Genomic DNA, 24,817 nt, shown 5'->3' on the forward strand with positions numbered 1-24,817 from the left:
AAGACGGCGCATCGCCGATCCGGAAACCGGATCAGCGGGATAAGTACCCCTTACCCTATTTAATGCGAAACTTCGCCCCGAAAAGAACCAAGAATTGAATTAGGATTTCAACTTTTCGGCAAGGGTGTGTCCGAGCCGCGCCGGCGACGGAGAGACCGTAATTCCGGCCGCTTCCATGGCCGCGGTCTTGGATCCGGCGTCGCCCTTGCCGCCGGAGATGATCGCGCCGGCATGGCCCATGCGGCGGCCGGGAGGGGCCGTGACGCCGGCGATGAAGCCAACCATCGGCTTCTTGCGGCCGCGCTTGGCCTCGTCCTTGATGAACTGGGCAGCGTCTTCCTCGGCCGAGCCGCCGATTTCGCCGATCATGATGATCGAGGTGGTCTTGGGATCGGCCAGGAACATTTCCAGCACATCGATGAATTCGGTGCCCTTAACCGGGTCGCCGCCTATGCCGACCGCCGTGGTCTGGCCGAGGCCCTCCTGGGTGGTCTGGAACACGGCTTCGTAGGTCAACGTGCCCGAGCGGGAAACGATCCCGACGCTGCCGGGCTTGAAGATGTTGGCCGGCATGATGCCGATCTTGCACTCGCCCGCGGTCATCACGCCCGGGCAGTTCGGCCCGATCAGCCGCGACTTCGATCCACTCAACGATCTTTTGACGCGCACCATGTCGAGCACCGGAATGCCCTCGGTGATGCAGACGATCAGCGGAATTTCCGCATCGATCGCCTCGCAGATCGCATCCGCCGCACCCGGCGGCGGGACGTAGATCACGGACGCATCCGCACCAGTCTTCTCGCGCGCCTCGGCGACGGTGTCGAACACCGGCAGGTTAAGATGCTTGGAGCCGCCCTTACCCGGCGAGGTGCCGCCGACCATCTGGGTGCCGTAAGCGATCGCGGCCTCCGAATGGAACGTGCCGTTCTTGCCGGTGAAACCCTGGCAGATGACTTTGGTATTCTTGTCGATCAGAACGGACATGGTTGCGAACGCTTTCGTAGGTGACCGGGAACGATGAACGATAGGCTTAGTGAATCCGCCGGTAGATGCCGGTGAGCACGTCGGCCCACCCTTCGGCATCAGGCGAGAACTGGATTTTCATGGTGTAGTTGTCGTTGTCGACGACTTCATAGACATGGCGCGCGTTGCCGCGGAGCGAGCCGCGCACCAGAATCAACGTCTTGTCGGTCCAGCCGCCGGAGGCCGGTGCCGGCGAATAGTAGCCGAGCGAATCGTGCCAGAATAATTTGTAGTGCCGGTCGTCGCGGTCGTAGGTGAACACGCCGTGGGTGGCGAAGGTCTCCTTGCCGTCGCGCATCTGGCGAGTGTCCTGGATCAAATAGAAGCCGTTGAGATCCATCCGCGCCACCACATGCGAGGTCGCCGGACCGCCGGCGGTCCAGCGCGACGGATAGACCACTTCCTCGCCGGCCCATTCGCCGGCAAACACCCCGAGCTTGCGGTGTTCTTCCAGCGGTGTCGGTGCGGCGAGATGGTCAGCCATCGCTAGCCTCCCTTGACGGCTTTCACGATTTTCTGTGCGGCATCATCGAGATTGTCGGCCGGCACCACGTTGAGGCCGGATTCGCGGATGATCTTCTTGCCGGCGTCGACATTGGTGCCTTCGAGCCGCACCACCAGCGGCACTTTCAGGCCGACTTCCTTGACGGCGGCGACCACGCCTTCGGCGATGATATCACACTTCATGATGCCGCCGAAGATGTTGACCAGGATGCCCTTCACGTTCGGATCGGCGGTGATGATCTTGAAGGCCGCTGCCACCTTCTCCTTGCTGGCGCCGCCGCCGACGTCGAGGAAGTTGGCCGGCTCCATGCCGTAGAGCTTGATGATGTCCATGGTCGCCATGGCAAGGCCGGCGCCGTTGACCATGCAGCCGATGGTGCCGTCGAGCGTGACGTAGTTGAGATCGTATTTCGACGCCTCGATTTCCTTGGCGTCCTCTTCGGTCTCGTCGCGCAGCGCGGCGACTTCGGGATGGCGGTACATCGCGTTGTCGTCGAACGACACTTTGGCGTCGAGCACGCGCAACAGGCCCTGCTTGGTGACGACCAGCGGATTGATTTCCAGCATCGCCATGTCCTTGGCGACAAAGGCGTTATAGAGCTGCACCACCAGCTTCTCGGCCTGCTTGGCGAGATCGCCGGAAAGATTGAGCGCCTTCGCGACGGTCCGGCCATGATGGGCCATGATGCCGGTCGCCGGGTCGACCGAGAAGGTCACGATCTTCTCAGGATTATTGTGCGCGACTTCCTCGATGTTGACGCCGCCTTCGGTCGAGACCACGAACGCCACTTCGGATGTTTCGCGGTCGACCAGGATCGAGAGATAGAACTCCTTGTCGATGTCGGAGCCTTCCTCGATGTAGAGGCGATTGACCTGCTTGCCGTGCGCGCCGGTCTGGATCGTGACCAGGGTCGCACCCAGCATCTGCTTGGCGAATTCATTGACCTCGCCGACCGACTTGGCGATGCGGACGCCGCCCTTGTCGCCGGCGCTGGCTTCCTTGAACTTGCCCTTGCCGCGGCCGCCGGCATGGATCTGGCTCTTCACCACCCAGACCGGGCCGGGAAGCGTCTTGGCGGCGGCATCCGAATCCGAGGCCTTCAGAACCGGCACACCGCGCGAAATCGGCACGCCGAATTCGTGCAGCAGAGCCTTGGCCTGGTATTCATGGATATTCATCTGGACGCTCCCCAAAACCCTTTAGCGGCGAGTTCTACAGTTCACCGGCATTGGTAGTTGGCATACCATATACCAATAGAACTGCAACCCTGAAAACGCTTTCGCCCCCGTGAAGGGGCGAAAGCCGAGTAAAATCAACGGCCCAACAGGTCGGGCGCGATCTTCTTGCAGGCGTCGACCAGGCCCTGAACCGCGCCGACCGACTTGTCGAAGGCTTCGCGGTCCTTACCGGCCAGCTCGATCTCGACAATACGCTCGACGCCCTTCGAGCCGATGACAACGGGGACGCCGACATACATGTCCTTCACGCCATATTCGCCGTTGAGATAGGCGGCGCAGGGCAGCACGCGCTTCTTGTCCTTCAGGTAGCTCTCGGCCATCGCGATCGCGGAAGCAGCCGGGGCGTAGAAGGCCGAACCGGTCTTGAGGAGGTTCACGATCTCGGCGCCGCCGTTGCGGGTGCGGTCGACGATCTCGTCGATGCGTGCCTGCGAGGTCCAGCCCATCTTGACCAGATCAGGCAGCGGAATGCCGGCGACGGTGGAATAGCGGGTCAGCGGCACCATGGTGTCGCCGTGACCGCCGAGCACGAAGGCGGTGACGTCCTCGACCGAGACATTGAATTCATCGGCCAGGAAATAGCGGAACCGCGCGGAGTCGAGCACGCCGGCCATGCCGACCACCTTCTTGTGCGGCATTCCGGAAGCCTTCTGCAGCGCCCACACCATCGCATCCAGCGGGTTGGTGATGCAGATGACGAAAGCGTCGGGGGCATATTTCTTGATGCCGGCGCCGACCTGCTCCATGACCTTGAGATTGATGCTCAGGAGATCGTCGCGGCTCATGCCGGGCTTGCGCGGCACGCCGGCGGTGACGATGCAGACCTTGGCGCCATCGAGCGCGTCGTAGGAATTGGCGCCGGTGAGATGGGCGTCGAAACCGTCGACCGGCGAAGACTGCGCGATATCGAGCGCTTTACCCTGGGGAACGCCCTCCGCGATGTCGAACATCACGACGTCGCCGAGCTCCTTCAGGCCGACGAGGTGAGCCAGCGTTCCGCCGATCTGACCGGAGCCAATCAAAGCAATCTTGTCGCGCGCCATGGGAAATTTGTCCTTCTGAGACGAAGATGAGGGGTGTGGATAAGGAAGTTGGATGGCTGGTTATCCCTTTCGAATGACCGGTTCAAGCCGGGGCGTGCCCGATTCTAGACCCTGCCTCGATTTCGGTCAGGTATGCCAGCGAAAGACTACGTTTCCACCAGTCCCGTGCTCGACCCGCTCGCCGCGGAATCCTTCCGGCCGTGCGGGAGCGCCAGGTAGGATTCGGAGCTCATTTCGATCAGCCGTGACGAGGTCCGCCTGAACTCGTTGGCCTCATTGCCATCGGTTGCCAGGTACAGCGACACCGGATCGGCCTCGGCCGACGCCATCAGCTTCACGGCATTGTCATAGAGCGTATCGATCAGCGAGATAAAACGCTTGGCGGCGTTCTTCTCGGGGTAATCCATGACAGGAATGCGGTCGATCAGGATGGTGTGATAATCATGCGCCAGCCGCAGATAGTCCGACGCCGCCAGCGGCTTTTCACAGATGTCGGCAAAGGAAAATCGCGCGACGCCATGCGCCGAACAGGGCACGTGCAGAACGCGACCCTTGATCGTGATGTCCCGCGGCTTGCAGGGCGCATTGCCCGTCATCTTGCGCCAGGCGCGATCGAGCGCGGCGCCGGCCTCATCATCCGGCGGCACCAGCCACATCTTCACGCCGGCGAGCTTTTCCAGGCGGAAATCCGTGCGCGCATCGAGCCGCAGCACGTCCATGCGATCTGCGATCTGCGAAATGAACGGCAGGAACAGCGCGCGGTTGAGCCCGCCTTTGTAGAGGTCTTCGGGCGCGACGTTCGAGGTCGCCACCACGACGGTGCCGAGCTCGAACAGTTTTGAGAACAGCCGCCCGAGGATCATGGCGTCGGCAATGTCGGTGACGTGGAATTCGTCGAAGCACAACAGCCACGCCTCGTCGAAGATGGCGTTGGCTGTCAGCTCGATCACGTCGCCGTCTGCGATTTCACCGCGCGCGATGTTCTGCCGATAGGCGTAGATCTTCTCATGCGCCTCGGCCATGAATTCGTGGAAATGGGCGCGGCGCTTGTGCGCGACCGGCGAGTGCTGAAAGAACAGGTCCATCAGCATGGTCTTGCCGCGGCCGACCTCGCCGTGAACGTAAAGCCCCCGCGGCGGCGGCTCGCTCTTGTCGCCAAACAACCGGCCAAGCAGGCTGAGCTTGCGCGCCGGCTTGTAGCTCGACAGCCGTTCCTCAAGCGCCGTGAACGCCTCGGCGGCGTCGGCCTGCGCAGGATCGGCCTCGATCGAGCCGGAGGAAACCAGCGCCTGATACTGCGCGCGGAACGAGGTGGGGTCGGTCGACAGCATGGCCCCTTTCGGCCTCAAGCGAAGACAAATTGCAAGCCTTGAATGATGCTGGGGCCATGCAAATGAAGCTGCGTGGCCCGGATGGAGCGCAGCGCAATCCGGGCTACGGCTCACGCACTCAGCGCGTAGGAATCCTCGACCACATAGGGGCCGCCGCCGGTGGAGGCGCGCGACGAAAACAGCACGAAGCGAGAGGCCATGAACGTCCGGCTCGGAAAGTAGCCGCGCACCGAGAGATAATCGGCCACGTCCTGGCTCGACGCATCGTGCAGCCGCGCCAGCGTCACGTGCGGCGTGAATTTTCGGCCCTCGGGATCGAGCCCGATCCGCTGCATCAGCCGTTCGAGTTCGGCCTGCAGCTCGATCAGCGGCCGGCTCGGCTCGACGGAAGCGACCACCGCGCGTGGCTTCTTGCCGCCAAAACTCTGCAGGCCCTGCACCTTGACCTCGAACGGCTTGCGGTTGATCCGAAACAGCATCGAGGCGATTTCATTCGCCGACATGCCGTCGATATCGCCGATGAAGCGCAAGGTGACGTGGTAATTTTCGGGATCGATCCAGCGTGCGCCAGGAAGGCCGCCACGCAAATTGGAAAGGCTCTGGCCGATCTCGGCCGGAATTTCCAGTCCAGCAAACAAACGCGGCATCGCAAAAATCCTCGATGCGAAGGCGTCAGCTTTGGCGGCTCACGCCTGACAGCAAACCCGGTGACGAATCACCGATCACTAATTCCTACCCGACTTATATGACCCTGCGAAGCACGCGGCGCCAGCAGACCGGAATGCTACGGGGAAAACCAGCAGCAAGGTTATTCGTTTGCATCTTTTTTCAACTCCGCTGCCCGGAGATCGTGCCGAGAAATGCCTCCACCATAGGCAGAATATTTTTCACGATGACATCGACGCCCTCGGCGGTCGGATGCAGCCCGTCCGCCTGGTTGAGTTTGGTGTCTGCCGCGACCCCTTCCAGGAAGAACGGGTAGAGCGGGACGCCGAAGGATTTGGAAAGCTCCGGATAGATCGCGTTGAAGCGCGCGGCGTATTCGCTGCCGTAATTGGGCGGCGCAAGCATTCCGCATAGCAGAACGGCGATCTTGCGCGCCTTCAGCCGCGTCAGGATTTCAGTCAATGCCGTTCGGGTGACGGCGGGGTCGATGCCGCGCAGCGCGTCGTTGGCGCCAAGTTCGAGAATCACCGCCTCGGTTCCCTCGGGGATCGACCAGTCCAGCCGGTCGCGGCCGCCGGACGAGGTATCGCCGGACACCCCGGCATTGATCATGTCGACCTTTATCCCTTTGTCGCTCAAAGCTTTTTGCAGGCGGGCGGGGAACGCCGCCGTGGCCTGCAGGCCGAGGCCGGCGCTCAAGGAATCGCCGAGGACGACCATTTTGACCGGTTTGGCGGGTGCGGTGGCAGGAGAATGGACTTGGGACTGGGCCAAAACCGGTCCGGCCGTCATCAAAGCCATAATCAACACGCGTATGTGCGCAAACATCCGTTTCAAGCCCTCGACCCGAGTGGCGTAAGTGCCATATGACCGAGCCATGGACAGTCTCATCGAACCCTCTTCACTGGCCGGCGTCGAGCCGGACACCATTTCCATTTCCAACGTCAACCTCTCGCTCGGTTCAGGCGCCGCCCGCGTTCATATCCTGAAAGATATCAGCCTTCGTGTGGCACCGGGGGAGGCGATCGGCCTGATCGGCCCGTCAGGCTCGGGCAAATCGACCTTGCTGATGGTGATGGCGGGGCTGGAGCGTCCTGACAGCGGAGAGGTGGTGGTCAACGGCACGCCGTTCAATGCCCTCGACGAGGATGCGCTGGCGCGCTTCCGCGGCCGCCAGGTCGGCATCGTGTTCCAGTCGTTTCATCTGATCCCGACCATGACGGCGCTGGAAAACGTCGCGGTGCCGCTGGAGCTCGCCGGCAATCCTGACGCGGCAGCACGCGCGGCGCAGGAGCTGGCGTCGGTCGGGCTCGGCGATCGGCTGCATCACTATCCGACGCAATTGTCGGGTGGTGAGCAGCAGCGTGTGGCGCTGGCCCGTGCGCTGGCGCCAGATCCCGCCATTCTCGTTGCGGACGAGCCGACCGGCAATCTCGATGAAGCCACCGGCAAGCAGATCGTCGATCTCCTGTTCACCAAGCACGCCGAGCGCGGCATGACCCTGGTGCTGGTGACACACGATAGTTCGCTGGCGCAGCGCTGCGACCGCGTTGTGCGGCTGCGCTCGGGCCGGATCGACGGCCATTCATGAGCGTCATTTCCGAACCGGCCTATCGGAGCCGCGCGTCATCCCTTGCCGTGCGCTACGCGCTTCGCGAACTGCGCAGCGGCTTGCGCGGCTTTTATGTCTTCATCGCCTGCATCGCGCTTGGCGTGATGGCGATTGCCGGCGTCGGCTCGGTCGCAGCCAGCCTCAGCGAAGGTTTGACGCGCGAGGGCCGCACGCTGCTCGGCGGCGACGTGGCGTTCTCGCTGATCCAGCGCGAGGCCAAGCCGGAGGAAATCGCATTCCTGCGCGCGCGCGGCCAGGTTTCGGTGGCGGCGGCGCTGCGCGTGATGGCCCGCAGTAACGACGGCAAGCTGGCGCTGGTCGAACTCAAGGCGGTGGATGGCAACTACCCGATGCTCGGGCAGGTGACGCTCGAGCCCAAAATGCCGATGGCGGATCTCCTGGCCGAGCGCGACGGCGCGTTCGGGGCCGCGGTCGATTCCACGCTGCTGGCGCGGCTCGACCTGAAGCTCGGCGACCGCATCACAATCGGCAATGCCAGCCTCCAGATCCGCAGCGTCGTTGTCGCCGAGCCGGACAAGCTCGCCGGCAATGTCGGATTGGGCCCGCGCGTTCTCGTCAGCGAAGCGAGCCTGCGCGCCTCCGGCTTGCTGCAGCCCGGCAGCCTGGTGCGCTGGATCTACCGCGTGAAGCTGCCGGACAATGCGGCCGACGATCGCTCCGCCAACCAAATGATCGAGAGCACGCGCAGCGCCCTGCCGGAAGCCGGCTGGTGGATCCGCAGCAGCAGCAATGCCTCGCCGCAGCTCGAACGAACCATCAATCGCTTCACCCAGTTCCTGACGCTGGTCGGCCTCGCCGCACTTCTGGTCGGCGGCGTCGGCGTTGCCAACGCGGTCAAGAGCCATATCGATCGCCGCCGCGACGTCATCGCCTCGTTCAAGGCGCTGGGCGCCACCGGGCGCGACGTCTTCACGATTTATCTGACGCAGGTGATCCTGCTCGCCGCGGTCGGCTCGGTGATCGGGCTCGCCGCCGGCGCGGCGTTGCCGTTCCTCATCGTCGGCGTGTTCGGCAAGCTGCTGCCATTGCCGGTGATCCCTGCCCTGCATTTCGATGAACTGGCGCTGTCATTCGTCTATGGCCTGCTCACCGCGCTCGCCTTCGGATTATGGCCGCTCGGCCGGGTGCATGACGTGCCGGTCGCGGCGTTGTTTCGCGAGGAGGTCGCGCGCGAATGGCATCGTCCGCGCTGGAGCTACCTCGCGCTGATGGCGGTGGTGATCGCGCTGCTGGTCGCGGTCGCCATCGGGCTTGCCTATGACAAGCGGGTCGCGGCCGTGTTCGTCGTCTCTTCGGTGGCGGTGTTCGCGCTGCTGCGCGGCGTCGCCGCCGGGCTGATGGCGCTGGCACGCCGCACGCCACGATCCCGAATCACCATGCTGCGGCTGGCGATCGCCAACATCTACCGGCCCGGCGCGCTGACGCCCTCGGTCGTGATGTCGCTCGGCCTCGGGCTCGCGGTCCTCGTCACCATCACCCAGATCGACGGCAATCTGCGCCGGCAATTCCTGGCGGCGTTGCCGGAGAAAGCACCCTCGTTCTATTTCATCGACATTCCGACCGCCGACGCCGACCGCTTCGGTGCCTTCCTCAAACAGGTCGCGCCGCAATCGACGGTTGAAGACGTGCCGATGTTGCGCGGACGCATCGTCGCCGCCCGGGGCGTCAAGGCCGACGAGCTCAAGCCCTCGCAGGATTCCGAATGGGTGCTGCAGAGCGACCGCGGCCTGACCTATACCGGCGAAGTCCCGAAAGGCTCGAAGGTTGTCGAGGGCGAATGGTGGCGCGCCGACTATAGCGGCCCGCCGCTGGTCTCTCTGGAGAAGAAGATCGCCGACGGGCTGAAACTCAAGATCGGCGACGAAATCGTGGTCAACGTGCTCGGCCGCGACATTCCGGCCCGGATCAGCAACCTGCGCAACGTCGACTGGCAGGGGCTCGGCATCAATTTCGTGCTGGTGTTCTCGCCCAATGCTTTCAAGGGCGCGCCGCACAGCCATGTTGCGACCCTGTCCGAAGTCCATCCAGACGCCGCCGGCGACGCCCGGATCATCAAACAGGTCGCGGACGCCTTCCCGATGGTCACCAGCGTGCGGGTCCGTGAGGCGCTGGAAACCGTCGGCACCGTCATCACCAACCTCGTGCTCGCCATCCGCGGCGCCAGCGCGGTGACGCTGATCTCGGCGATCCTGGTGCTGGGCGGCGCGCTGGCGGCCGGCCACCGCCACCGGGTCTATGACGCGGTCATCTTGAAGACGCTGGGTGCAACCCGGGCGCGGCTGCTCGGCGCCTACGCGCTGGAATACCTGATGATCGGCCTCGCCACGGCGGTTTTCGGCGTGATCGCGGGCTCGGTCGCGGCCTGGCTGATCGTGACCCGGCTGATGACGCTCGGTTTCATCTGGCAGGCCGGCAGCGCCGCAGGCGTGGTTGTCGCCGCCCTGGTCGTCACCGTAGGCCTCGGGCTCGCCGGGACGTTGTTGGCCCTGAACCAGAAGCCGGCCAGCGTGTTACGGAATTTGTGACAATTTGTAGCGGGGGAAAGGCGGAATTAACGCTGCTTTTGCTGAGAATGACGGCAGAAGCGACATTCAGCCGCGCGTGGAAGCTTGCGTCGAATGTGTTAGTTTCCCACATACCAACCAAGATCAGAGGCCGGCTTGTTGACGTGACGTTAATGTCAGCAAATCAGGGCACCTGAGATAGAAATCTAACCGGCGCCGCAAACCCTTGCGCTCCGCCGGGCAACCAACGGGAATTCGACCATGTCGGACCTAGACCGTAACTACGTATCTCCTTTCGGCCGGGCCGCCGGACGCGTTGACGCTGCGGCCGTCGATGCCGGTCTGCGCGCCTACATGCTGCGCATCTACAACTACATGAGCATCGGCCTGGCGATCACCGGCCTTGCCGCGCTCGGCGTCTACATGGCTGCGGTGACCACCGATCAGGCCGGCGCCGTTGCCCGGTTCGGCAACGCCTACCTGACGCAGTTCGGCTACGCGATGTATGTCAGCCCCCTGAAGTGGCTGTTCATCCTCGCGCCGCTGGCCATGGTGTTTGCGATCTCGGCCGGCATCAATCGGCTGCGGCCTGCGACCGCCCAGATGCTGTTCTGGGTGTTCTCGGCGCTGATGGGCATTTCGCTGTCCTCGATCTTCCTGGTGTATACGCACACCTCGATCGTGCGGGTGTTCTTCATCACCGCGGCCACCTTCGGCGCACTGAGCCTCTACGGCTACACCACCAAGCGTGACATGAGCGGCATGGGGTCGTTCCTGTTCATGGGCCTGATCGGCGTCATCATCGCGAGCCTGGTCAACCTGTTCCTGGCGAGCTCGATGCTGCAGTTCATCGTCTCGGTGGTCGGTGTGCTGGTGTTCGCGGGCCTCACCGCCTGGGATACCCAGCGGCTGAAGAACGACTACATCTACGGCTACGCCTCTGAAGGCGGCGAGATTGCAGAGAAAGCCGCGATTACCGGTGCATTGTCGCTCTACCTGAACTTCATCAACCTGTTCACGCTGCTGTTGCAGCTGCTCGGCCAGCGCGACTAGTCGCTACCGACCAGGTACGAGTTGAAGCCCCGGCCTCGCGGCCGGGGCTTTTCTTTTGCCTCTTCCCTCTAGCCTCGAACCCGCTTCCCTTCTGCGCGAAAAAATCTAATCTTGCGCCATGTCTGTTCCCGAAATTCGCTCCGCCACCGAGGCCGACCTCCCCGCCATCACCGAAATCTACGAGCACGCGGTACGCTACGGCACCGCGACGTTCGAGCTGATCCCTCCCGATCTCGCCGAGATGACCCGGCGATTCAGGGCGCTGATGGATGGCGGCTTTCCCTATTTCGTTGCCGTCGTCGAAGGCCGCGTGATCGGCTACGCCTATGCGGGGCCCTATCGCCCGCGGCCGGCCTACCGTTTTACGGTGGAGAATTCCATCTATCTGCAACCCTCGACCCACCGCCGCGGTATCGGCCTGCAATTGTTGCAGCGGCTGATCCCCGAATGCGAGGCGCGCGGCTTCCGGCAGATGATCGCCGTGATCGGCGATTCCGCCAATGCCGGCTCGATCGGCCTTCACACCAAATGCGGGTTCCAGATGATCGGGACGCACGCCGATGTCGGCCTCAAGTTCGGCCGCTGGCTCGACACCGTGATGATGCAGCGCGCGCTCGGTGAAGGCGGGTCGACGGTACCGAGGGATTGAAGGTTCGAACTCGTAGCCCGGATGGAGCCAACGGGGTCGCGCGAATGCGCGCCCGATGACAGGCTCCGCGCAATCCGGGATAGGTCTATCGAACTGCGAGAATCCCGGATTTCGCTTCGCTCCATCCGGGCTACGGGGCCCCGCCTACACCAGCGCCAGCTTGCGGTCGATCACCAGCAGCACGCGTTCGAGCTCGTGGCCGCGGCGCAGGATCAGGCCGGTCGCCGAGATCACGCTGTACATGCCCTGCTTGCGCGCGAGCCGCGGATCTTTCTCGATGCGGTAGACCGGAACCTCGGAGGCGCGGCGGAATACCGAGAACACCGCGCGGTCTTTCAGAAAGTCGATGGCGTAGTCGCGCCATTCGCCGTCGGCGACCATGCGCCCATACAGATTGAGGATACGGTTGAGTTCGAGACGATTGAACGTGACACGATTCGGCGGGGCAGTTGCAGTGGCGGTGCGCGCCACTGCGCGGCTCTCGCTTGGATCGGTGTCCTCCGATATCGAGCTCATGGAGCGCCTCCTGTCATCTCAGGCATGCTCTCGTTCCGAAAACCGGTCCCCACTTTTCGGGCGCATGCCGAGATTTACATGATCGCGCTAACCGCAGGACGCCGCAAGGGGGTGTAAACACGAAGGAAACCGTGCGGAACCGCCCGGCATCGCGGGAAACATCGATTCACGGTATCGTTAGCGGAATCTTATTGCTGCCCCACTTCCGCCAACCGCCCGCCCCGCTGGATTGCGACAAGAAAATCCTGCGTTGGCCCGGTCCTTTCGGTTCCGGATTCCTCAGCCCCCAGCCCCCCGGGGCCGTCGGGATCGGGCCTGTTCGCAGAGGGAGTTAATCCCGATACTGGGCCAACGAAAGTTGGTCCTTTTTCGTTTGTGGGGACGCTCTGGCAAACGCCACGCGCGGCTTCGCCGGCTGCGTAGCTCGGATGGAGCGAAGCGAAATCCGGGAATCACACGGGCGGAGAAAGCGGTCCCGGATTGCGCTTCGCTCCATCCGGGCTACAGGACTACACGAGCGCCAGCGCTAGCTAGCGCAGCGCCGTATAGGCAGCGCCGAGCATCGGGCCCGGCTTTTCGCGGTTGCCGTCCTGGACATAGACGACCGCGGCATCGACGCCGTCGCGGGAAATATTTTCCAGCGGAACGGTCCAGCTTCCTGCGCCGCCGTTCCAGTCGCCGACCTTCACGATATTGCGCACCACGTTGTAGTAGGTGATTTGTTGGCCGCGATTCTCGCCGCGCCCGATCGAAATCGGCACCGCCCGCGAGACCGAGCAAAGCCAGACTTCGCCGCGCCCCGTCGCCGACACCTTGCTCGCCTCGACCGACACGTTGATCAGCTTGCCCGACAACGTCATCGTCACCGGCACCGACATCACGCCCTCGGCCTTGCTCGTGTTCTTGATGGCGCCTTCGATGGCGGCACGATCGCTGCCGATCACCTGCGCCGAGCCGTTGACGATCATCTGCGGCGTGTAGAGGTTGCGGTCGCCGCGTACATGCGAGTAGGCTTTCTGACGCGCGCTGAAACGCGAGTCCGCCAGCGTGTCCTTCCAGCCAAGATAGTCCCAGTAGTCGATCGGCATGCTCAGCGCGATCACGTTGGGGTCCTTGGCGAGTTCGCCGACGATCTGATCGGCCGGCGGACACGACGAACAACCCTGCGACGTAAACAGTTCGACCACGGCGCGCGGATCGGCATGAGCCGGGCGGATCACGGCAATGATCGCGCAGACGCTGAGCGCCCCGGACCATCGCGATATGCCGCTATAGGCCATCATCGCTATCATAGGCCGAACCGTCCGTCCGTATTTTTACTGGGCATGATTTGACATCCTGAATGCGTGCCCCAGACGCGCGAAAGCGGCCTTGTCATAGGCCGCCTTCTTCCTGCTCGCTACTCACTTCGCAGTGAGGCACTGATCACAAATCCGCGTTAGGCGGCAAGTTTGCGCAGCACATAATGCAGAATGCCGCCGTTTCGGTAGTACTCGAGTTCGTCGAGGGTATCGATGCGACAAAGCAGCGGCACGCGCTGCAGCGCGCCATCGCCGGAGACGATCTCGGCCGTCAGGGTCTGACGCGGCTTCAGGTCGCCCTGCAGGCCCCGGATCGTCACCTTTTCGTCGCCCTTCAGGCCCAACGATGTCCACGACGTGCCGTCCTCAAAGGTGAGCGGCAGCACGCCCATGCCGACCAGGTTGGAGCGATGGATGCGCTCGAAGCTCTGGCAGATCACGGCGCGGACGCCGAGCAGGCGGGTGCCCTTGGCGGCCCAGTCGCGCGACGAACCGTTGCCGTATTCTGCGCCGGCGAACACCACCAGCGGCACGCTCTCCTGCTGGTACTGCATCGCCGCGTCGTAGATCGACATCTGCTCGCCGTCGGGCCAGTGCTTGGTCAGGCCGCCTTCCGGAATATTGCCGTCGGCGCCCTTCAGCATGAAGTTCTTGATGCGGATGTTGGCGAAGGTGCCGCGCATCATGATTTCGTGATTGCCGCGCCGCGTGCCGTACTGGTTGAAGTCGGCGGGACGCACCTGATGCTCGCTGAGGAATTTTCCAGCAGGCGAAGTCAGCTTGATCGAACCGGCCGGCGAGATGTGGTCGGTGGTGATCTTGTCGCCGAACATCGCCAGAATCCGCGCATCGACCACGTCGACGATGGGGTCGGGCTGCTTCTTCATGCCTTCGAAATAGGGCGGGTTCTGCACGTAGGTCGAGCTCATGTTCCAGCGGTAGGTCTCGCTCTCGACGGTCTTGATCTTGCGCCAGTTGGTGTCGCCCTTGAACACGTCGGCGTAGCGCTTCTTGAAGATCGTGGCCGTCACGAACTTCTTCATGAAGGCGTTGATCTCCTTGGTGGTCGGCCAGATGTCCTTCAGGTACACCGGCTTGCCGTCCTTGCCCTCGCCGATCGGCTCGACCGCGAGGTCCTTTGTCACCGTTCCCGCCAACGCATAAGCCACGACCAGCGGCGGCGAGGCCAGGTAGTTGGCCTGCACGTCGGGGCTGACGCGGCCTTCAAAATTGCGGTTGCCCGACAGCACGGCGGCGGCGACGATGCCGTTGTCGTTGATCGACTTCGAAATCTCCTCCGGCAGCGGACCCGAATTGCCGATGCAGGTCGTGCATCCGAAGCCGATCAGGTTGAAGCCGACCTTGTCGAGCTCCTTCTGCAGGCCGGAATTGGAAAGATATTCCGCGACCACCTGGCTTCCGGGCGCAAGCGAGGTCTTCACCCACGGCTTTGCCTTCAAGCCCTTGGCGGCCGCGTTGCGCGCCAAGAGGCCCGCGCCGATCAGCACGCTCGGGTTGGAGGTGTTGGTGCAGGAGGTGATCGCGGCGATCACCACGTCGCCGTGGCCGAGATCGAAGTCGCGGTTCTCGACCGAATAGCGGTTCTCGGCGCCTTCGGGCTTCTTGTATTCGCCGGCCAGCGCTGTCGCGAAGCCGGTGGAAACTGCAGGGAGCGCGACGCGGCCTTCGGGGCGCTTCGGGCCGGCCATCGACGGCACGACATCCCCGAGATCGAGCGTCAGGGTTTCCGTGAACACCGGGTCGGCTGATTTCGCGGTGCGGAACAGGCCCTGCGCCTTGGCGTAAGCCGAAACCAGCGCGACGCGATCCGCCTTGCGACCGGAGGTCTTGAGATAATCGATGGTCGCGGCGTCGACCGGGAAGAAGCCGCAGGTCGCGCCGTATTCCGGCGCCATGTTGCCGATGGTCGCCTTGTCTGCGACGGAGAGGAAATCGAGGCCGGGGCCGAAGAATTCGACGAACTTGCCGACCACGCCCTGCTTGCGCAGCATCTGCGTGACCGTCAGCACCAGGTCGGTCGCGGTGACGCCTTCCTTGAGCTGGCCCTTGAGCTTGAAGCCGACCACTTCCGGCAGCAGCATCGACAGCGGCTGGCCGAGCATGCAGGCCTCCGCCTCGATGCCGCCGACGCCCCAGCCGAGCACGGCGAGGCCGTTGACCATGGTGGTGTGCGAGTCGGTGCCAACGAGCGAATCCGGATAGGCGACCTCGAAGGTGCCGGTCTTCTTGCCGACCGTCATCTTCTGCTTTTTGGTCCACACCGTCTGCGCGAGATATTCGAGATTGACCTGGTGGCAGATGCCGGTGCCGGGCGGCACCACGGAGAAGTTAGAAAACGCCTTCTGACCCCATTTCAGGAACTCGTAGCGTTCCTGGTTCTGCTTGTATTCCTCGACCACGTTCTTGCCGAACGCCTTGTTGTCGCCGAAGAAGTTGACGATCACCGAGTGGTCGATGACGAGATCGACCGGCACCAGCGGGTTGATCTTCTCGGCGTCGCCGCCGAGCGCCTGCATCGCGTTACGCATCGCGGCGAGATCGACCACCGCCGGCACGCCGGTGAAATCCTGCATCAGGACGCGCGCCGGGCGGAACGCGACTTCGTGCTCGAGCTTGCGCTTCCGGAGCCATTTCGACACCGCGACGATGTCGGCCTTCTTGACCGTGCGGTCGTCCTCGTTGCGCAACAGGTTTTCCAACAGCACCTTCATCGAATAGGGCAGCTTGGAAATTCCCTTCAGACCGTTCTTCTCGGCGGCGGGCAGGCTGTAATACACGTAGGTCTTGCTGCCGACCTTGAGGGTCTTGCGGCATTTGAAGCTGTCGAGCGAGGTCATGTCAGGAAATCCCAAATTCTAGTTATACCCGGCAAGGGTATTTAAACACCATCAGCGTTAGGCTGGCCTATCGGCTTGCAGCCGCCGATTGTGTGCTGCATCAAGTTCCGGGCTTATAGAATCTTTCTAGAAGCGCCGCCACACTGACAAGCGTGCTGCAGCAATGCGGTACCCACAAATTCTGACGCGGTACCCATCAATTTCAGAGGGCTGTGACGAAGCAAAATGCGGCTCTCCGGACGCCAAATCGACTGTATCAGGGGCGGCCGCAGCGTGTTCTCGGGCCTCGATTTCGAAGCCTCTTCCGGCGAGGCGCTGGCCGTGGTCGGCCCGAACGGCTCCGGCAAGACCTCGCTGTTGCGCCTGATCGCGGGCCTCCTGGTGCCGGCGGGCGGAGCGGTCGGTCTGGAGGGCGGCGAGGCCGAACTGACCTTGCAGGAGCAATCCCACTATCTCGGCCATCGCGACGCGCTGAAGCCTGCGCTGAGCGTGCAGGAGAACCTCGCGTTCTGGCGCGATTTTCTGGGCGGCGCGGCCGGCGATACCAGCCAATGCCTCAAGGCCGTTGGGCTCGGCCATGCCACGCATTTGCCGGCGGCCTATCTCTCCGCGGGCCAGCGGCGGCGACTTTCGATCGCCCGCCTGCTGGTGGTGCGGCGGCCGGTCTGGCTGCTGGACGAGCCGACCTCGGCGCTCGATGCCGCCGGGCAAAACCTTTTCGTCGGCGTCATGCGCGATCATCTCGCCAGTGGTGGCATCATCATCGCCGCGACCCATACCCCGCTCGGGATCGACGCGACGGAACTGCGGATGGGGGACGCGAAGTGACCGCCCTCGCCGCCCTGATTCGCCGGGACATCAGAATCGCGCTGCGCGTCGGCGGCGGCGCGCTGATCGGCGTGCTGTTTTTCCTCACCGTCACGGTGCTGATGCCGTTCGCGATCGGACCCGATTTGGCGCTGCTGACGCGGCTGGGACCGGCGATCCTCTGGCTCGGCGCACTGCTGGCGAGCCTGCTCACGCTGGACCGCCTGTTCACGGCCGACCACGAGGACGGTTCGCTCGACCTGATCGTGATGGGCCGGGCGCCGCTGGAACTGGCCTGTGCCGCGAAAGCGCTGGCCCACTGGCTAGCCGCCGGCGTGCCGCTGATCGTGGCAACCCCTGTGCTGGGGCTGATGCTCAATCTCGACGCCACGGCGACCTCGGCGGTGGCGCTGACGCTGCTGGTGGGAACACCGGCACTAACTTTTACCGGTATGATCGGCGCGGCACTGGCCGTGACACTGCACCGCGGCGGCTTGCTGCTGGCGGTGCTGGTGCTGCCGCTGTCGATTCCGGTACTGATCTTCGGCGTCGCCGCGTCGCAGGCGGCCATCACGGGTCCGTTGTCATTTGGAACACCGTTTTCGATCCTGTGCGCGCTTTCGCTGGTCAGTTTCGTGATCGGACCGTTTGCCGCCGCCGCCTGCCTGCGGCACGGTCTGGACTGAGCACGATTTGACGCCGATCAACTCTCGCGGAGGCCATATGAAACAAACCAAGCCGGATTGCCTGCCCCGCCACTGACGACTATCAGGATGCCATGACGCTGATCGACCTCGCCAATCCCACCAAATTCCTGTCGCTGACGGCGCGCGTGCTGCCGTGGCTGGCGGGCGCGACCGCGATCCTGCTGCTGATCGGCTTCTACCAGGCAGCGATGGCGCCCGACGACTATCAGCAGGGCGCCACCGTCAAGATCATGTTCATCCACGTGCCCAATGCGTGGCTGGCGATGTTCGTGTGGGGCGTCATGAGCATTGCCGCGCTGGGCACGCTGGTATGGCGGCATCCGCTGGCCGATGTCGCGGCCAAGGCCGCCGCCCCGATCGGCGCGGCATTCACGTTTCTCGCGCTGGTCACCGGTTCGCTGTGGGGACGGCCGATGTGGGGCACCTATTGGGAGTGGGATGCGCGGCTAACCTCGGTCCTGATCCTGTTCCTGATGTATCTCGGCCTGATGGCGCTGTGGCGCGCGGTGGACGATCCGTCGCGGGCGGCGCGGGCCGCCGCCGTCCTGACCCTGGTCGGCGCGCTCAACCTGCCGATCATCAAATTCTCGGTCGACTGGTGGAACACGCTGCATCAGCCGGCGGCCGTGATACGAATGGGCGGTTCTACGCTCGACAAGGCGTTCCTGATTCCATTGCTGGTGATGGCGGTCGGATTCTCGCTGCTGTTCGTCACGCTGCATCTGGCGGCGATGCGCAACGAGATCCTGCGCCGACGCGTGCGCAGCTTGCAGATGTTGCAAGCCAGCCAGCAGGCGGCATGACGTGACATCGCTCGGTCCCTACGCTTCCTTTATCGTGACGTCCTACACGCTGGTGGCGGCTGTCGTGGTACTTCTCATCATCTGGATCGCCATCGACTATCGCCTCCAGAAGGAGCGCCTGCGCGAACTCGAGGCCAGCGGCGTGACCCGGCGCTCCGGCCGCCAGGCGACGGACATCCGATGACCGCGCCGCCCACAGCATCGGACGAGCTGCCGCGCCGTCGGCGCTGGCTGGTGGCGCTGCCGCTGATCGGTTTCATGGCGGTCGCCGCGCTGTTCCTGCTGCGGCTGTATGGCGGCGATCCCTCAAAAATCCCCTCCGCCCTGATCGGCCGCCCGGCGCCGCAGACCGCGCTGCCGGCGTTGGAAGGCCTCGTCCATAACGGGGCGCCGGTCCCGGGGCTCGACCCCGCCGCCTTCAAGGGCAAGGTCTCCGTCGTCAATGTCTGGGCGTCGTGGTGCGTGCCATGCCACGACGAGGCGCCGCTGCTGACCGCGCTGGCAAAGGACACGCGGCTGCAGATCGTCGGCATCAACTACAAGGATTCCCCCGATAACGCCCGCCGCTTCCTCGGCCGCTACGGCAATCCGTTCAGCATGGTCGGCGTCGATGCCAATGGCCGCGGCTCGATCGAATGGGGCGTCTATGGCGTGCCTGAAACTTTTGTCGTCGGCCGCGCGGGCACCATTCTTTACAAGCTGGTCGGGCCGGTGACGCCGGCCAATCTCGACAGTGTGCTGAAGGTCGAGATCGAGAAGGCGCTGAGCAAATAATTTTCTGGTTTTATCTGCCGTTCATTTGGCAGCCATGGCGCCGCCACGAATTCGCAGCTAGCTTTATGGCGTTACTTGAACCGTCCTTGGAGGGACACCCTATGCGTCATTTCACGCTCGCTTCTCTTCTCGCCACCGCGCTGACTTTGGGCATGCTGACGGCGACCCCGTCGATGGCCCAGACCGCGCAGCCCGCAACCAAATCCGACAGCAAGATGGCTCCAGCCCCGAAGGCCTCTGAGTCGAAGATGGCGCCGGCGCCCAAGGCGGAACTGCTCGATATCAACTCGGCGACCGCCGATCAGCTCGACGCGCTGCCGGGTGTCGGCAAGGCCTATTCCGCCAAGATCATCGCGGGCCGCCCGTACAAGGGCAAGGACGAGCTGGTGCAGAAGAGCATTGTCCCGCAGGCGACCTACGACAAGATCAAGGACAAGATCATCGCCAAGCAGAAGAGCTGATCTTCGCAGAACGCATCGGCGCGCGCCCCGCGCCGGTGCGTTTTGCTTTTTGATCAGCCCTTGCTCACATCGCCCGCTTCCGCCTCGCTCGCCTCGAGCGTGGCCGGCTCCAGATGGTAGCGCTTGATCACCGGCATCTGGGTCATGGCAAAGATCATCGTTATCGGGATCGCACCGAACGCCTTGAAGGTGACCCAGAAGTCGGTCGATTGCGTGCGCCAGATGATTTCGTTCAGGACCGCCATCGCCAGAAAGAACAACGCCCATCGCATGGTCAGGATGCGCCAGCCCTTCGGCGTCAGGTTGAACATCTGATTGAACAGGATCGCGATGAAGGAGCGGCCGAACAAAAGACCGCCGCCGAGGATCGCGGCGAACAGGCCGTAGATGATGGTCGGCTTGACCTTGATGAAAGTTTCGTCGTGCAGCACCAGCGTCAGCGTGCCGAACACCAGCACGATGACGGCGGTGACGATCGCCATCATGGGCACATGCCGCACCACCACATAAGAGGCGATCATCGCGGCCACGATCGCCACCATGAAGGCGCCGGTCGCGACGAACAGGTTGAACTTCGCGTTGGCGACGAAGAACACGATGAGCGGACCGAGTTCGGTCGCGAGCTTGAACACCGGATGCGGCTGGTTCTTGTCCATCTTAGCTTTCAATCCCTGCAATCGCGTTGGCAAAGTCGCGCGCGGTGAACGGCGCGAGATCGTCGATGCCTTCGCCGACGCCGATGAAGTGCACGGGCAGTTTGAATTTCTCCGCCAGCGCCACCAGGATGCCGCCTCGCGCGGTGCCGTCGAGCTTCGTCATCACGAGGCCCGTGACGCCAGCGGTACGATGAAATGCCTCGACCTGCGACAGCGCATTTTGTCCCACCGTGGCATCGAGCACCAAGAGCACCGCATGCGGGGCCGATGCATCGACCTTCTTGATGACGCGAACCACCTTTTCGAGTTCGTTCATCAGCTCGGCCTTGTTCTGCAAACGCCCGGCGGTGTCGACCAGCAGCACGTCGATATTCTGTTCCTTCGCCGCGGTCAGCGCGTTGAAGGCAAGGCTTGCCGAATCCGAGCCCTGCGCGCCTGATATCACCGGCGCCCTGGTGCGCTCGCCCCAGATCTTGAGCTGTTCGATCGCCGCGGCGCGGAACGTGTCGCCGGCCGCCATCATGATCTTCCGGCCCTCGGCGCTGAGTTTCGCGGCAAGCTTGCCGATGGTGGTGGTCTTGCCCGAGCCGTTGACGCCAACCACGAGAATGACGAACGGCCTTTGCGCCGCGTCGATCTCCAGCGGCTTCGCCACCGGCGCCAGCACCTTCTCGACTTCGGTCGCAACCACCGTCTTCACTTCGTCGGCCGAGATCGCCTTGTCGTAACGGCCGGCGCCGACGGCATCGGCTATCCGCACCGCCACGGCAGTACCGAGATCGGCGCGCAGCAGCACATCCTCGATATCGTCGAGCATGGCGCGGTCGAGCTTGCGCTTGGTGACGAGGTCGGCAACGGCCGAGCCGAGCGAACTCGAGGTCCGCTTCAGGCCGCTCGAAAGCCGCCGCCACCAGCTCAATTTGGGGGTTCCGGGAGTGGTATCGCTCATGTCGGGGACGTGTTAGCGGTTTCGCGCCATGAGCGGAAGTCACAACAAATCCATTGATGTTCCCGGGGCATCCCTCGATGTCCCCGGGGCATCCTTTGATGTTCCCCGGACATCCCTTGATGTCCGTGGGCTAACGGCAGATGAAATCCAGGCGCGCGTGCTCCATCGCGACGGGCTGATGCTTGTGATCGACAAGCCTGCCGGCCTGCCGGTGCATCGCGGCCCCAAGGGCGGCGCCAATCTGGAGGCGTCCTTCGACGGCTTGCGATTCGGCCTGCCACGGCCGCCGGTGCTGGCCCACCGGCTCGACAAGGATACTTCCGGCTGTCTCGTGCTGGGACGCCATCGCAAGGCCACCGCCTCGCTCGGCCTGTTGTTCAAGCACGGCAAGATTGGAAAAACCTATTGGGCGGTGATCGAGGGCGGACCTGCCGAAGATGAAGGCACCATCGACATGCCGCTCGGGCGGCTCAACGTCGAGCGCGGCTGGTGGCAGAAGCCGGATCCAGACGGGCAGAAGGCCGTCACCAACTGGAAAGTGCGCGGCCGCGGCGACGGCCTTTGCTGGCTCGCACTGGAACCCGTCACCGGCCGCACCCATCAATTGCGCGTGCACACGTCAGCCATGGGCTGGCCGATCGTCGGCGACAATATCTACGGCAACGGACCTCGTTTTGGCGAGCCGATCCTGCATCTGCATTCCCGCGAGATCGTGATTCCGATTTCGAAGAACAAGGAGCCGGTGCGCGTGGTGGCGCCGGCGCCGGAGCATATGCGCGAGCAGTTGAGGAAGTGTGGGTGGAACGGAGAGTGACTTCTTCCCTCTCCCCTTGTGGGAGAGGGTGGATCAATCGTGCGAAGCACGATTGAGACGGGTGAGGGGTTCTCTCCGCGGGTAAATCTCTCGCATTGCTATTCGCGGATAGAGACCCCTCATCCGGCGCTTCGCGCCACCTTCTCCCACATCCGCCTTCGCCGAAGGCTACGGCGGACATGAGGGGAGAAGGAAGAGTTACACCGTCAATCGCGTCCCATCATGGCCCTTGATCGCGAGCGCCATCACTGCGCCCGGTCTTTCACCTGATACCGCAACCGGCAGGAAATGCTCCGTCCGCCCTTGCGTCGCACTTTCGATCAAAACCTGACGCGTCGTGCCGACCTCTGCCGCCAACCGCCGCTGCAACGCCGCCTCACCCGCCGCGCGCAGCCGCTTCGCACGTGCCTTGATCGCTTCGCCTGCCACTTGCGGCATCCGTGCGGCGGGCGTACCGGGTCGCCTGGAATAGGGAAACACATGCAGGAAGGTGAGATCGCACTCATCGACGAGATCCTGCGAACGCGCGAACATCTCTTCTGTCTCGGTCGGGAAGCCTGCGATGATATCGGCCCCCAGCGTGATATCGGGGCGCAGCCGCCGCACTTGCGCGCAGAATTCGATCGCGTCTTGCCGCGAATGCCGGCGCTTCATCCGCTTCAGAATCATGTCGTCGCCGGACTGCAGCGACAGATGCAGATGCGGCATCAGCCGCTCATCTTTGGCGATGACGTCGAGCAGATCGCGATCGGCTTCGATGGAATCGATCGATGAAATCCGCAGGCGCTTCAGTTCCGGTACATGCCGCAGGATTTGTCGGGTCAATTGCCCCAGTTTCGGCGTACCCGGCAAATCAGCCCCGTAACTCGTGAGGTCCACACCGGTCAGCACGACCTCGGCATGGCCGCGCTCGACCAGCGCGCGAACCTGATCCACCACCGCGCCCATCGGTACCGAGCGCGAATTGCCGCGGCCATAGGGAATGATGCAGAAAGTGCAGCGGTGGTCGCAGCCGTTCTGCACCTGCACGAAGACGCGCGGCAGGCCGGCCTTGAATCCGTCCAGCAGGTGCGGCGCCATCTCCTTGACCGCCATGATGTCGGCAACTGCGATCTTCTCGCTGGCGGCGATACCAAAACCGGTGTCGAACGCCGTGCGCGCATCGCGCCAAGCTTCGCTTCGCATCTTGTCGTCATTGCCAACGACGCGATCGACCTCGGTCATTTCGGCGAACATTTCTGCTTGCGTCTGCGCCGCGCAGCCGGTGACGACGATGCGCACATCCGGCCGCTGACGCTTCAACCGCCGGATCGATTGCCGCGCCTGCGCCACCGCCTCGTTGGTGACGGCGCAGCTATTGATGACGACAGTATCGGAAAGCCCCGCGCGCTCCGCCTCGCGGGCGATCACCTCGGATTCGAACGCGTTGAGACGGCAGCCGAAGGTGAGGACGTCGACGCTCATGGTTCCTAGGCGACGCTGGCGAACAGCGCGGGATCGAAGCGGCCTTCATATTCGAAATCGGCGGTGCCGGTCATCAGCACATGGTCGTCGCGCTCGCGCCATTCGATCGCAAGCTTGCCGCCGGGCAGCGTGATCTCGACCGACCGATTGGCGCGCTTCAACCGCGCCGCCGCGACCGCGGCCGCACACGCGGCCGAGCCGCAGGCCCTGGTCAGGCCGGCGCCGCGCTCCCAGGTGCGGATCGTGATGTGGTCGCGGTCGACGATATGGGCCAGCGTGATGTTGGCGCGCTCGGGAAAGATCGGGTGGTTTTCCAACAGCGGCCCGAAGCGTTCGAGGTCATAGGCGTTGACGTCGTCGACCCAGAAGATCGCGTGCGGATTGCCCATCGAAACCACCGACGGCGAATGCAGCACCGGCGCATCGATCGGCCCGACCTGCAGTTCAATATAGCGGGTGTCGCGAAATTCTTCCGCCAGCGGGATATCCTGCCAGCCGAACTTCGGCGCTCCCATGTCGACGGTATAGAGATCGGGCGCCGGGCCCTGCCAGCAGTTCAGGAGGCCGGCGCGGGTCTCGAAGGTCACCGCGGTCTGGCCGGTCTCCTCGAACAGGCGGCGCACCACGCAGCGCATGCCGTTGCCGCAGGCGCCGGCCTCCGAGCCGTCATTGTTGTAGATGCGGATGAAGGCCTCGGTGCCCTGCAGCCGCGGCGGCTGCAATACCATCAATTGGTCATAGGGCACGCCCGCAGGGGAGGCCACCGCACGCGCCTCCTCAGCCGTCACGGCGGCCTTGGAATCGCGCAGATCCACCACGACAATTTCGTTGCCGATGCCGTTCATCTTGGCAAATGCGTGGTTGGCGAGCGCGCTCATGGAATTTCCCAAATTCTGCCTGCCTTATATGGCGAATGATGGCCAATTGGCTAGTGAGGTGAACTTGCAGTTCCTATCAGTCCCGCTGCAACCCTTTCATAGGAACTGCAAATTCACCTCACTAGGAAACGACAAGCTTGCTGGTGCTCCTCTTAATTCCGAAGCTCGCATAAGTGCCCGCCGC

The 24,817-nt window shown here is 63.5% G+C and carries 25 protein-coding genes; 11 read left to right on the forward strand and 14 right to left on the reverse strand.

The genetic code is table 11. The features are described 5' to 3' along the window. Positions 1–99 precede the first annotated feature (99 nt). From sucD to C7G61_RS30085, 7 genes are all read right to left on the reverse strand, one after another. A complete protein-coding gene (sucD, locus tag C7G61_RS30055) occupies positions 100–984 on the reverse strand; it encodes a succinate--CoA ligase subunit alpha (protein WP_108520624.1) in 885 nt (294 codons plus the stop codon). A 46-nt stretch (positions 985–1,030) separates the two neighbouring features. Then, positions 1,031–1,507 carry a DUF1579 family protein gene (locus C7G61_RS30060; protein WP_108520626.1) on the reverse strand — a complete coding sequence of 159 codons (477 nt, stop codon included), beginning with the start codon at positions 1,505–1,507 and terminating at the stop codon, positions 1,031–1,033. A 2-nt stretch (positions 1,508–1,509) separates the two neighbouring features. Then, positions 1,510–2,706: an ADP-forming succinate--CoA ligase subunit beta gene (gene sucC, locus C7G61_RS30065; RefSeq protein ID WP_108520628.1), complete on the reverse strand. Its 1,197-nt coding sequence runs from the start codon at positions 2,704–2,706 to the stop codon at positions 1,510–1,512. A 134-nt stretch (positions 2,707–2,840) separates the two neighbouring features. Continuing rightward, positions 2,841–3,809, reverse strand: coding sequence for a malate dehydrogenase (gene mdh, locus C7G61_RS30070; RefSeq protein ID WP_108520631.1), 969 nt, complete (start codon positions 3,807–3,809; stop codon positions 2,841–2,843). A gap of 146 nt (positions 3,810–3,955) precedes the next feature. Beyond that, complete coding sequence (gene zapE, locus C7G61_RS30075; protein ID WP_108520633.1) at positions 3,956–5,140, reverse strand: cell division protein ZapE; 1,185 nt, start codon at positions 5,138–5,140, stop codon at positions 3,956–3,958. A 110-nt stretch (positions 5,141–5,250) separates the two neighbouring features. Continuing rightward, the gene (gene thpR, locus C7G61_RS30080) at positions 5,251–5,787 is read right to left on the reverse strand and encodes an RNA 2',3'-cyclic phosphodiesterase (RefSeq protein WP_108520635.1); all 537 of its coding nucleotides are present in this window, start codon (positions 5,785–5,787) and stop codon (positions 5,251–5,253) included. A gap of 181 nt (positions 5,788–5,968) precedes the next feature. Continuing rightward, positions 5,969–6,685 (reverse strand): arylesterase, encoded by a 717-nt coding sequence (locus C7G61_RS30085; RefSeq protein WP_190242029.1) that lies wholly within the window; start codon positions 6,683–6,685, stop codon positions 5,969–5,971. On the opposite strand from C7G61_RS30085, the gene C7G61_RS30090 reads away from it, so the two are divergent. The 4 genes from C7G61_RS30090 to C7G61_RS30105 all read left to right on the forward strand — a co-directional run bounded on the left by C7G61_RS30090 (position 6,684) and on the right by C7G61_RS30105 (position 11,645). Further along, a complete protein-coding gene (locus C7G61_RS30090) occupies positions 6,684–7,397 on the forward strand; it encodes an ABC transporter ATP-binding protein (protein ID WP_108520639.1) in 714 nt (237 codons plus the stop codon). The genes C7G61_RS30085 and C7G61_RS30090 overlap by 2 nt on opposite strands. After that, entirely contained in the window at positions 7,394–9,964 is a 2,571-nt protein-coding gene (locus tag C7G61_RS30095; RefSeq protein WP_108520641.1) for an ABC transporter permease, read from the forward strand. Before C7G61_RS30090 ends, C7G61_RS30095 begins: the two co-directional genes overlap by 4 nt. 240 nt (positions 9,965–10,204) lie before the next feature. After that, complete coding sequence (locus tag C7G61_RS30100) at positions 10,205–10,996, forward strand: Bax inhibitor-1/YccA family protein (RefSeq protein ID WP_108520643.1); 792 nt, start codon at positions 10,205–10,207, stop codon at positions 10,994–10,996. 118 nt (positions 10,997–11,114) lie between these two features. Further along, complete coding sequence (locus tag C7G61_RS30105; RefSeq protein ID WP_108520645.1) at positions 11,115–11,645, forward strand: GNAT family N-acetyltransferase; 531 nt, start codon at positions 11,115–11,117, stop codon at positions 11,643–11,645. A 144-nt stretch (positions 11,646–11,789) separates the two neighbouring features. Here the strand turns inward: C7G61_RS30105 and C7G61_RS30110 are convergent, their stop codons facing one another. The 3 genes from C7G61_RS30110 to acnA all read right to left on the reverse strand — a co-directional run bounded on the left by C7G61_RS30110 (position 11,790) and on the right by acnA (position 16,320). After that, positions 11,790–12,161: a DUF2794 domain-containing protein gene (locus tag C7G61_RS30110; protein WP_108520647.1), complete on the reverse strand. Its 372-nt coding sequence runs from the start codon at positions 12,159–12,161 to the stop codon at positions 11,790–11,792. Between the two features lie 530 nt (positions 12,162–12,691). Beyond that, positions 12,692–13,453, reverse strand: a complete 762-nt coding sequence (locus C7G61_RS30115) for a DUF1223 domain-containing protein (RefSeq protein WP_108520650.1) — start codon at positions 13,451–13,453, stop codon at positions 12,692–12,694. Between the two features lie 146 nt (positions 13,454–13,599). Beyond that, a complete protein-coding gene (gene acnA / locus C7G61_RS30120; protein WP_108520652.1) occupies positions 13,600–16,320 on the reverse strand; it encodes an aconitate hydratase AcnA in 2,721 nt (906 codons plus the stop codon). 225 nt (positions 16,321–16,545) lie between these two features. On the opposite strand from acnA, the gene ccmA reads away from it, so the two are divergent. The 6 genes from ccmA (at position 16,546) to C7G61_RS30150 (ending at position 19,872) form a co-directional block, all read left to right on the forward strand. Further along, on the forward strand, positions 16,546–17,148 hold the full coding sequence (ccmA, locus tag C7G61_RS30125; protein WP_108520654.1) for a heme ABC exporter ATP-binding protein CcmA: 603 nt from the start codon (positions 16,546–16,548) through the stop codon (positions 17,146–17,148). Continuing rightward, entirely contained in the window at positions 17,145–17,813 is a 669-nt protein-coding gene (ccmB, locus tag C7G61_RS30130) for a heme exporter protein CcmB (protein ID WP_108520656.1), read from the forward strand. The genes ccmA and ccmB overlap by 4 nt, the downstream gene beginning before the upstream one ends. Before the next feature lie 92 nt (positions 17,814–17,905). Further along, positions 17,906–18,637: a heme ABC transporter permease gene (locus C7G61_RS30135; RefSeq protein ID WP_108520658.1), complete on the forward strand. Its 732-nt coding sequence runs from the start codon at positions 17,906–17,908 to the stop codon at positions 18,635–18,637. 1 nt (position 18,638) lies between these two features. Then, entirely contained in the window at positions 18,639–18,821 is a 183-nt protein-coding gene (gene ccmD / locus C7G61_RS30140) for a heme exporter protein CcmD (RefSeq protein WP_108520660.1), read from the forward strand. After that, on the forward strand, positions 18,818–19,411 hold the full coding sequence (locus C7G61_RS30145) for a DsbE family thiol:disulfide interchange protein (protein ID WP_108520662.1): 594 nt from the start codon (positions 18,818–18,820) through the stop codon (positions 19,409–19,411). Before ccmD ends, C7G61_RS30145 begins: the two co-directional genes overlap by 4 nt. Before the next feature lie 101 nt (positions 19,412–19,512). After that, complete coding sequence (locus tag C7G61_RS30150) at positions 19,513–19,872, forward strand: ComEA family DNA-binding protein (protein ID WP_108520664.1); 360 nt, start codon at positions 19,513–19,515, stop codon at positions 19,870–19,872. Between the two features lie 53 nt (positions 19,873–19,925). On the opposite strand, the gene C7G61_RS30155 is transcribed toward C7G61_RS30150, so the two are convergent. Together C7G61_RS30155 and ftsY are read right to left on the reverse strand one after the other, a co-directional pair. Further along, a complete protein-coding gene (locus C7G61_RS30155) occupies positions 19,926–20,528 on the reverse strand; it encodes a septation protein A (protein WP_108520666.1) in 603 nt (200 codons plus the stop codon). Position 20,529: 1 nt separating this feature from the next. Then, entirely contained in the window at positions 20,530–21,477 is a 948-nt protein-coding gene (gene ftsY, locus C7G61_RS30160; protein WP_108520668.1) for a signal recognition particle-docking protein FtsY, read from the reverse strand. Between the two features lie 178 nt (positions 21,478–21,655). Between ftsY and C7G61_RS30165 the strand changes: the two genes are divergently transcribed. Further along, positions 21,656–22,291 carry an RluA family pseudouridine synthase gene (locus C7G61_RS30165; protein ID WP_244608537.1) on the forward strand — a complete coding sequence of 212 codons (636 nt, stop codon included), beginning with the start codon at positions 21,656–21,658 and terminating at the stop codon, positions 22,289–22,291. Between the two features lie 198 nt (positions 22,292–22,489). Here C7G61_RS30165 and mtaB read toward each other — a convergent pair whose 3' ends face one another. Together mtaB and dapF are read right to left on the reverse strand one after the other, a co-directional pair. After that, a complete protein-coding gene (gene mtaB, locus C7G61_RS30170) occupies positions 22,490–23,755 on the reverse strand; it encodes a tRNA (N(6)-L-threonylcarbamoyladenosine(37)-C(2))-methylthiotransferase MtaB (protein ID WP_108520672.1) in 1,266 nt (421 codons plus the stop codon). A 5-nt stretch (positions 23,756–23,760) separates the two neighbouring features. Next, positions 23,761–24,633 carry a diaminopimelate epimerase gene (gene dapF / locus C7G61_RS30175; RefSeq protein ID WP_108520674.1) on the reverse strand — a complete coding sequence of 291 codons (873 nt, stop codon included), beginning with the start codon at positions 24,631–24,633 and terminating at the stop codon, positions 23,761–23,763. Between the last annotated feature and the right edge of the window lie 184 nt (positions 24,634–24,817).

This window comes from Bradyrhizobium algeriense, assembly GCF_003062295.1.
Taxonomy (GTDB): domain Bacteria; phylum Pseudomonadota; class Alphaproteobacteria; order Rhizobiales; family Xanthobacteraceae; genus Bradyrhizobium; species Bradyrhizobium algeriense.

Excerpts from the sequence above, each read along its gene's own strand:
- sucD (WP_108520624.1), bottom strand. The coding sequence starts at position 984 with ATGTCCGTTCTGATCGACAAGAATACCAAAGTCATCTGCCAGGGTTTC.
- C7G61_RS30060 (WP_108520626.1), bottom strand. The coding sequence starts at position 1,507 with ATGGCTGACCATCTCGCCGCACCGACACCGCTGGAAGAACACCGCAAG.
- sucC (WP_108520628.1), bottom strand. The coding sequence starts at position 2,706 with ATGAATATCCATGAATACCAGGCCAAGGCTCTGCTGCACGAATTCGGC.
- mdh (WP_108520631.1), bottom strand. The coding sequence starts at position 3,809 with ATGGCGCGCGACAAGATTGCTTTGATTGGCTCCGGTCAGATCGGCGGA.
- zapE (WP_108520633.1), bottom strand. The coding sequence starts at position 5,140 with ATGCTGTCGACCGACCCCACCTCGTTCCGCGCGCAGTATCAGGCGCTG.
- thpR (WP_108520635.1), bottom strand. The coding sequence starts at position 5,787 with ATGCCGCGTTTGTTTGCTGGACTGGAAATTCCGGCCGAGATCGGCCAG.
- C7G61_RS30090 (WP_108520639.1), top strand. The coding sequence starts at position 6,684 with ATGGACAGTCTCATCGAACCCTCTTCACTGGCCGGCGTCGAGCCGGAC.
- C7G61_RS30085 (WP_190242029.1), bottom strand. The coding sequence starts at position 6,685 with ATGGCTCGGTCATATGGCACTTACGCCACTCGGGTCGAGGGCTTGAAA.
- C7G61_RS30095 (WP_108520641.1), top strand. The coding sequence starts at position 7,394 with ATGAGCGTCATTTCCGAACCGGCCTATCGGAGCCGCGCGTCATCCCTT.
- C7G61_RS30100 (WP_108520643.1), top strand. The coding sequence starts at position 10,205 with ATGTCGGACCTAGACCGTAACTACGTATCTCCTTTCGGCCGGGCCGCC.
- C7G61_RS30105 (WP_108520645.1), top strand. The coding sequence starts at position 11,115 with ATGTCTGTTCCCGAAATTCGCTCCGCCACCGAGGCCGACCTCCCCGCC.
- C7G61_RS30110 (WP_108520647.1), bottom strand. The coding sequence starts at position 12,161 with ATGAGCTCGATATCGGAGGACACCGATCCAAGCGAGAGCCGCGCAGTG.
- C7G61_RS30115 (WP_108520650.1), bottom strand. The coding sequence starts at position 13,453 with ATGATAGCGATGATGGCCTATAGCGGCATATCGCGATGGTCCGGGGCG.
- acnA (WP_108520652.1), bottom strand. The coding sequence starts at position 16,320 with ATGACCTCGCTCGACAGCTTCAAATGCCGCAAGACCCTCAAGGTCGGC.
- ccmA (WP_108520654.1), top strand. The coding sequence starts at position 16,546 with ATGCGGCTCTCCGGACGCCAAATCGACTGTATCAGGGGCGGCCGCAGC.
- C7G61_RS30135 (WP_108520658.1), top strand. The coding sequence starts at position 17,906 with ATGACGCTGATCGACCTCGCCAATCCCACCAAATTCCTGTCGCTGACG.
- C7G61_RS30145 (WP_108520662.1), top strand. The coding sequence starts at position 18,818 with ATGACCGCGCCGCCCACAGCATCGGACGAGCTGCCGCGCCGTCGGCGC.
- C7G61_RS30150 (WP_108520664.1), top strand. The coding sequence starts at position 19,513 with ATGCGTCATTTCACGCTCGCTTCTCTTCTCGCCACCGCGCTGACTTTG.
- C7G61_RS30155 (WP_108520666.1), bottom strand. The coding sequence starts at position 20,528 with ATGGACAAGAACCAGCCGCATCCGGTGTTCAAGCTCGCGACCGAACTC.
- ftsY (WP_108520668.1), bottom strand. The coding sequence starts at position 21,477 with ATGAGCGATACCACTCCCGGAACCCCCAAATTGAGCTGGTGGCGGCGG.
- C7G61_RS30165 (WP_244608537.1), top strand. The coding sequence starts at position 21,656 with ATGCTTGTGATCGACAAGCCTGCCGGCCTGCCGGTGCATCGCGGCCCC.
- mtaB (WP_108520672.1), bottom strand. The coding sequence starts at position 23,755 with ATGAGCGTCGACGTCCTCACCTTCGGCTGCCGTCTCAACGCGTTCGAA.
- dapF (WP_108520674.1), bottom strand. The coding sequence starts at position 24,633 with ATGAGCGCGCTCGCCAACCACGCATTTGCCAAGATGAACGGCATCGGC.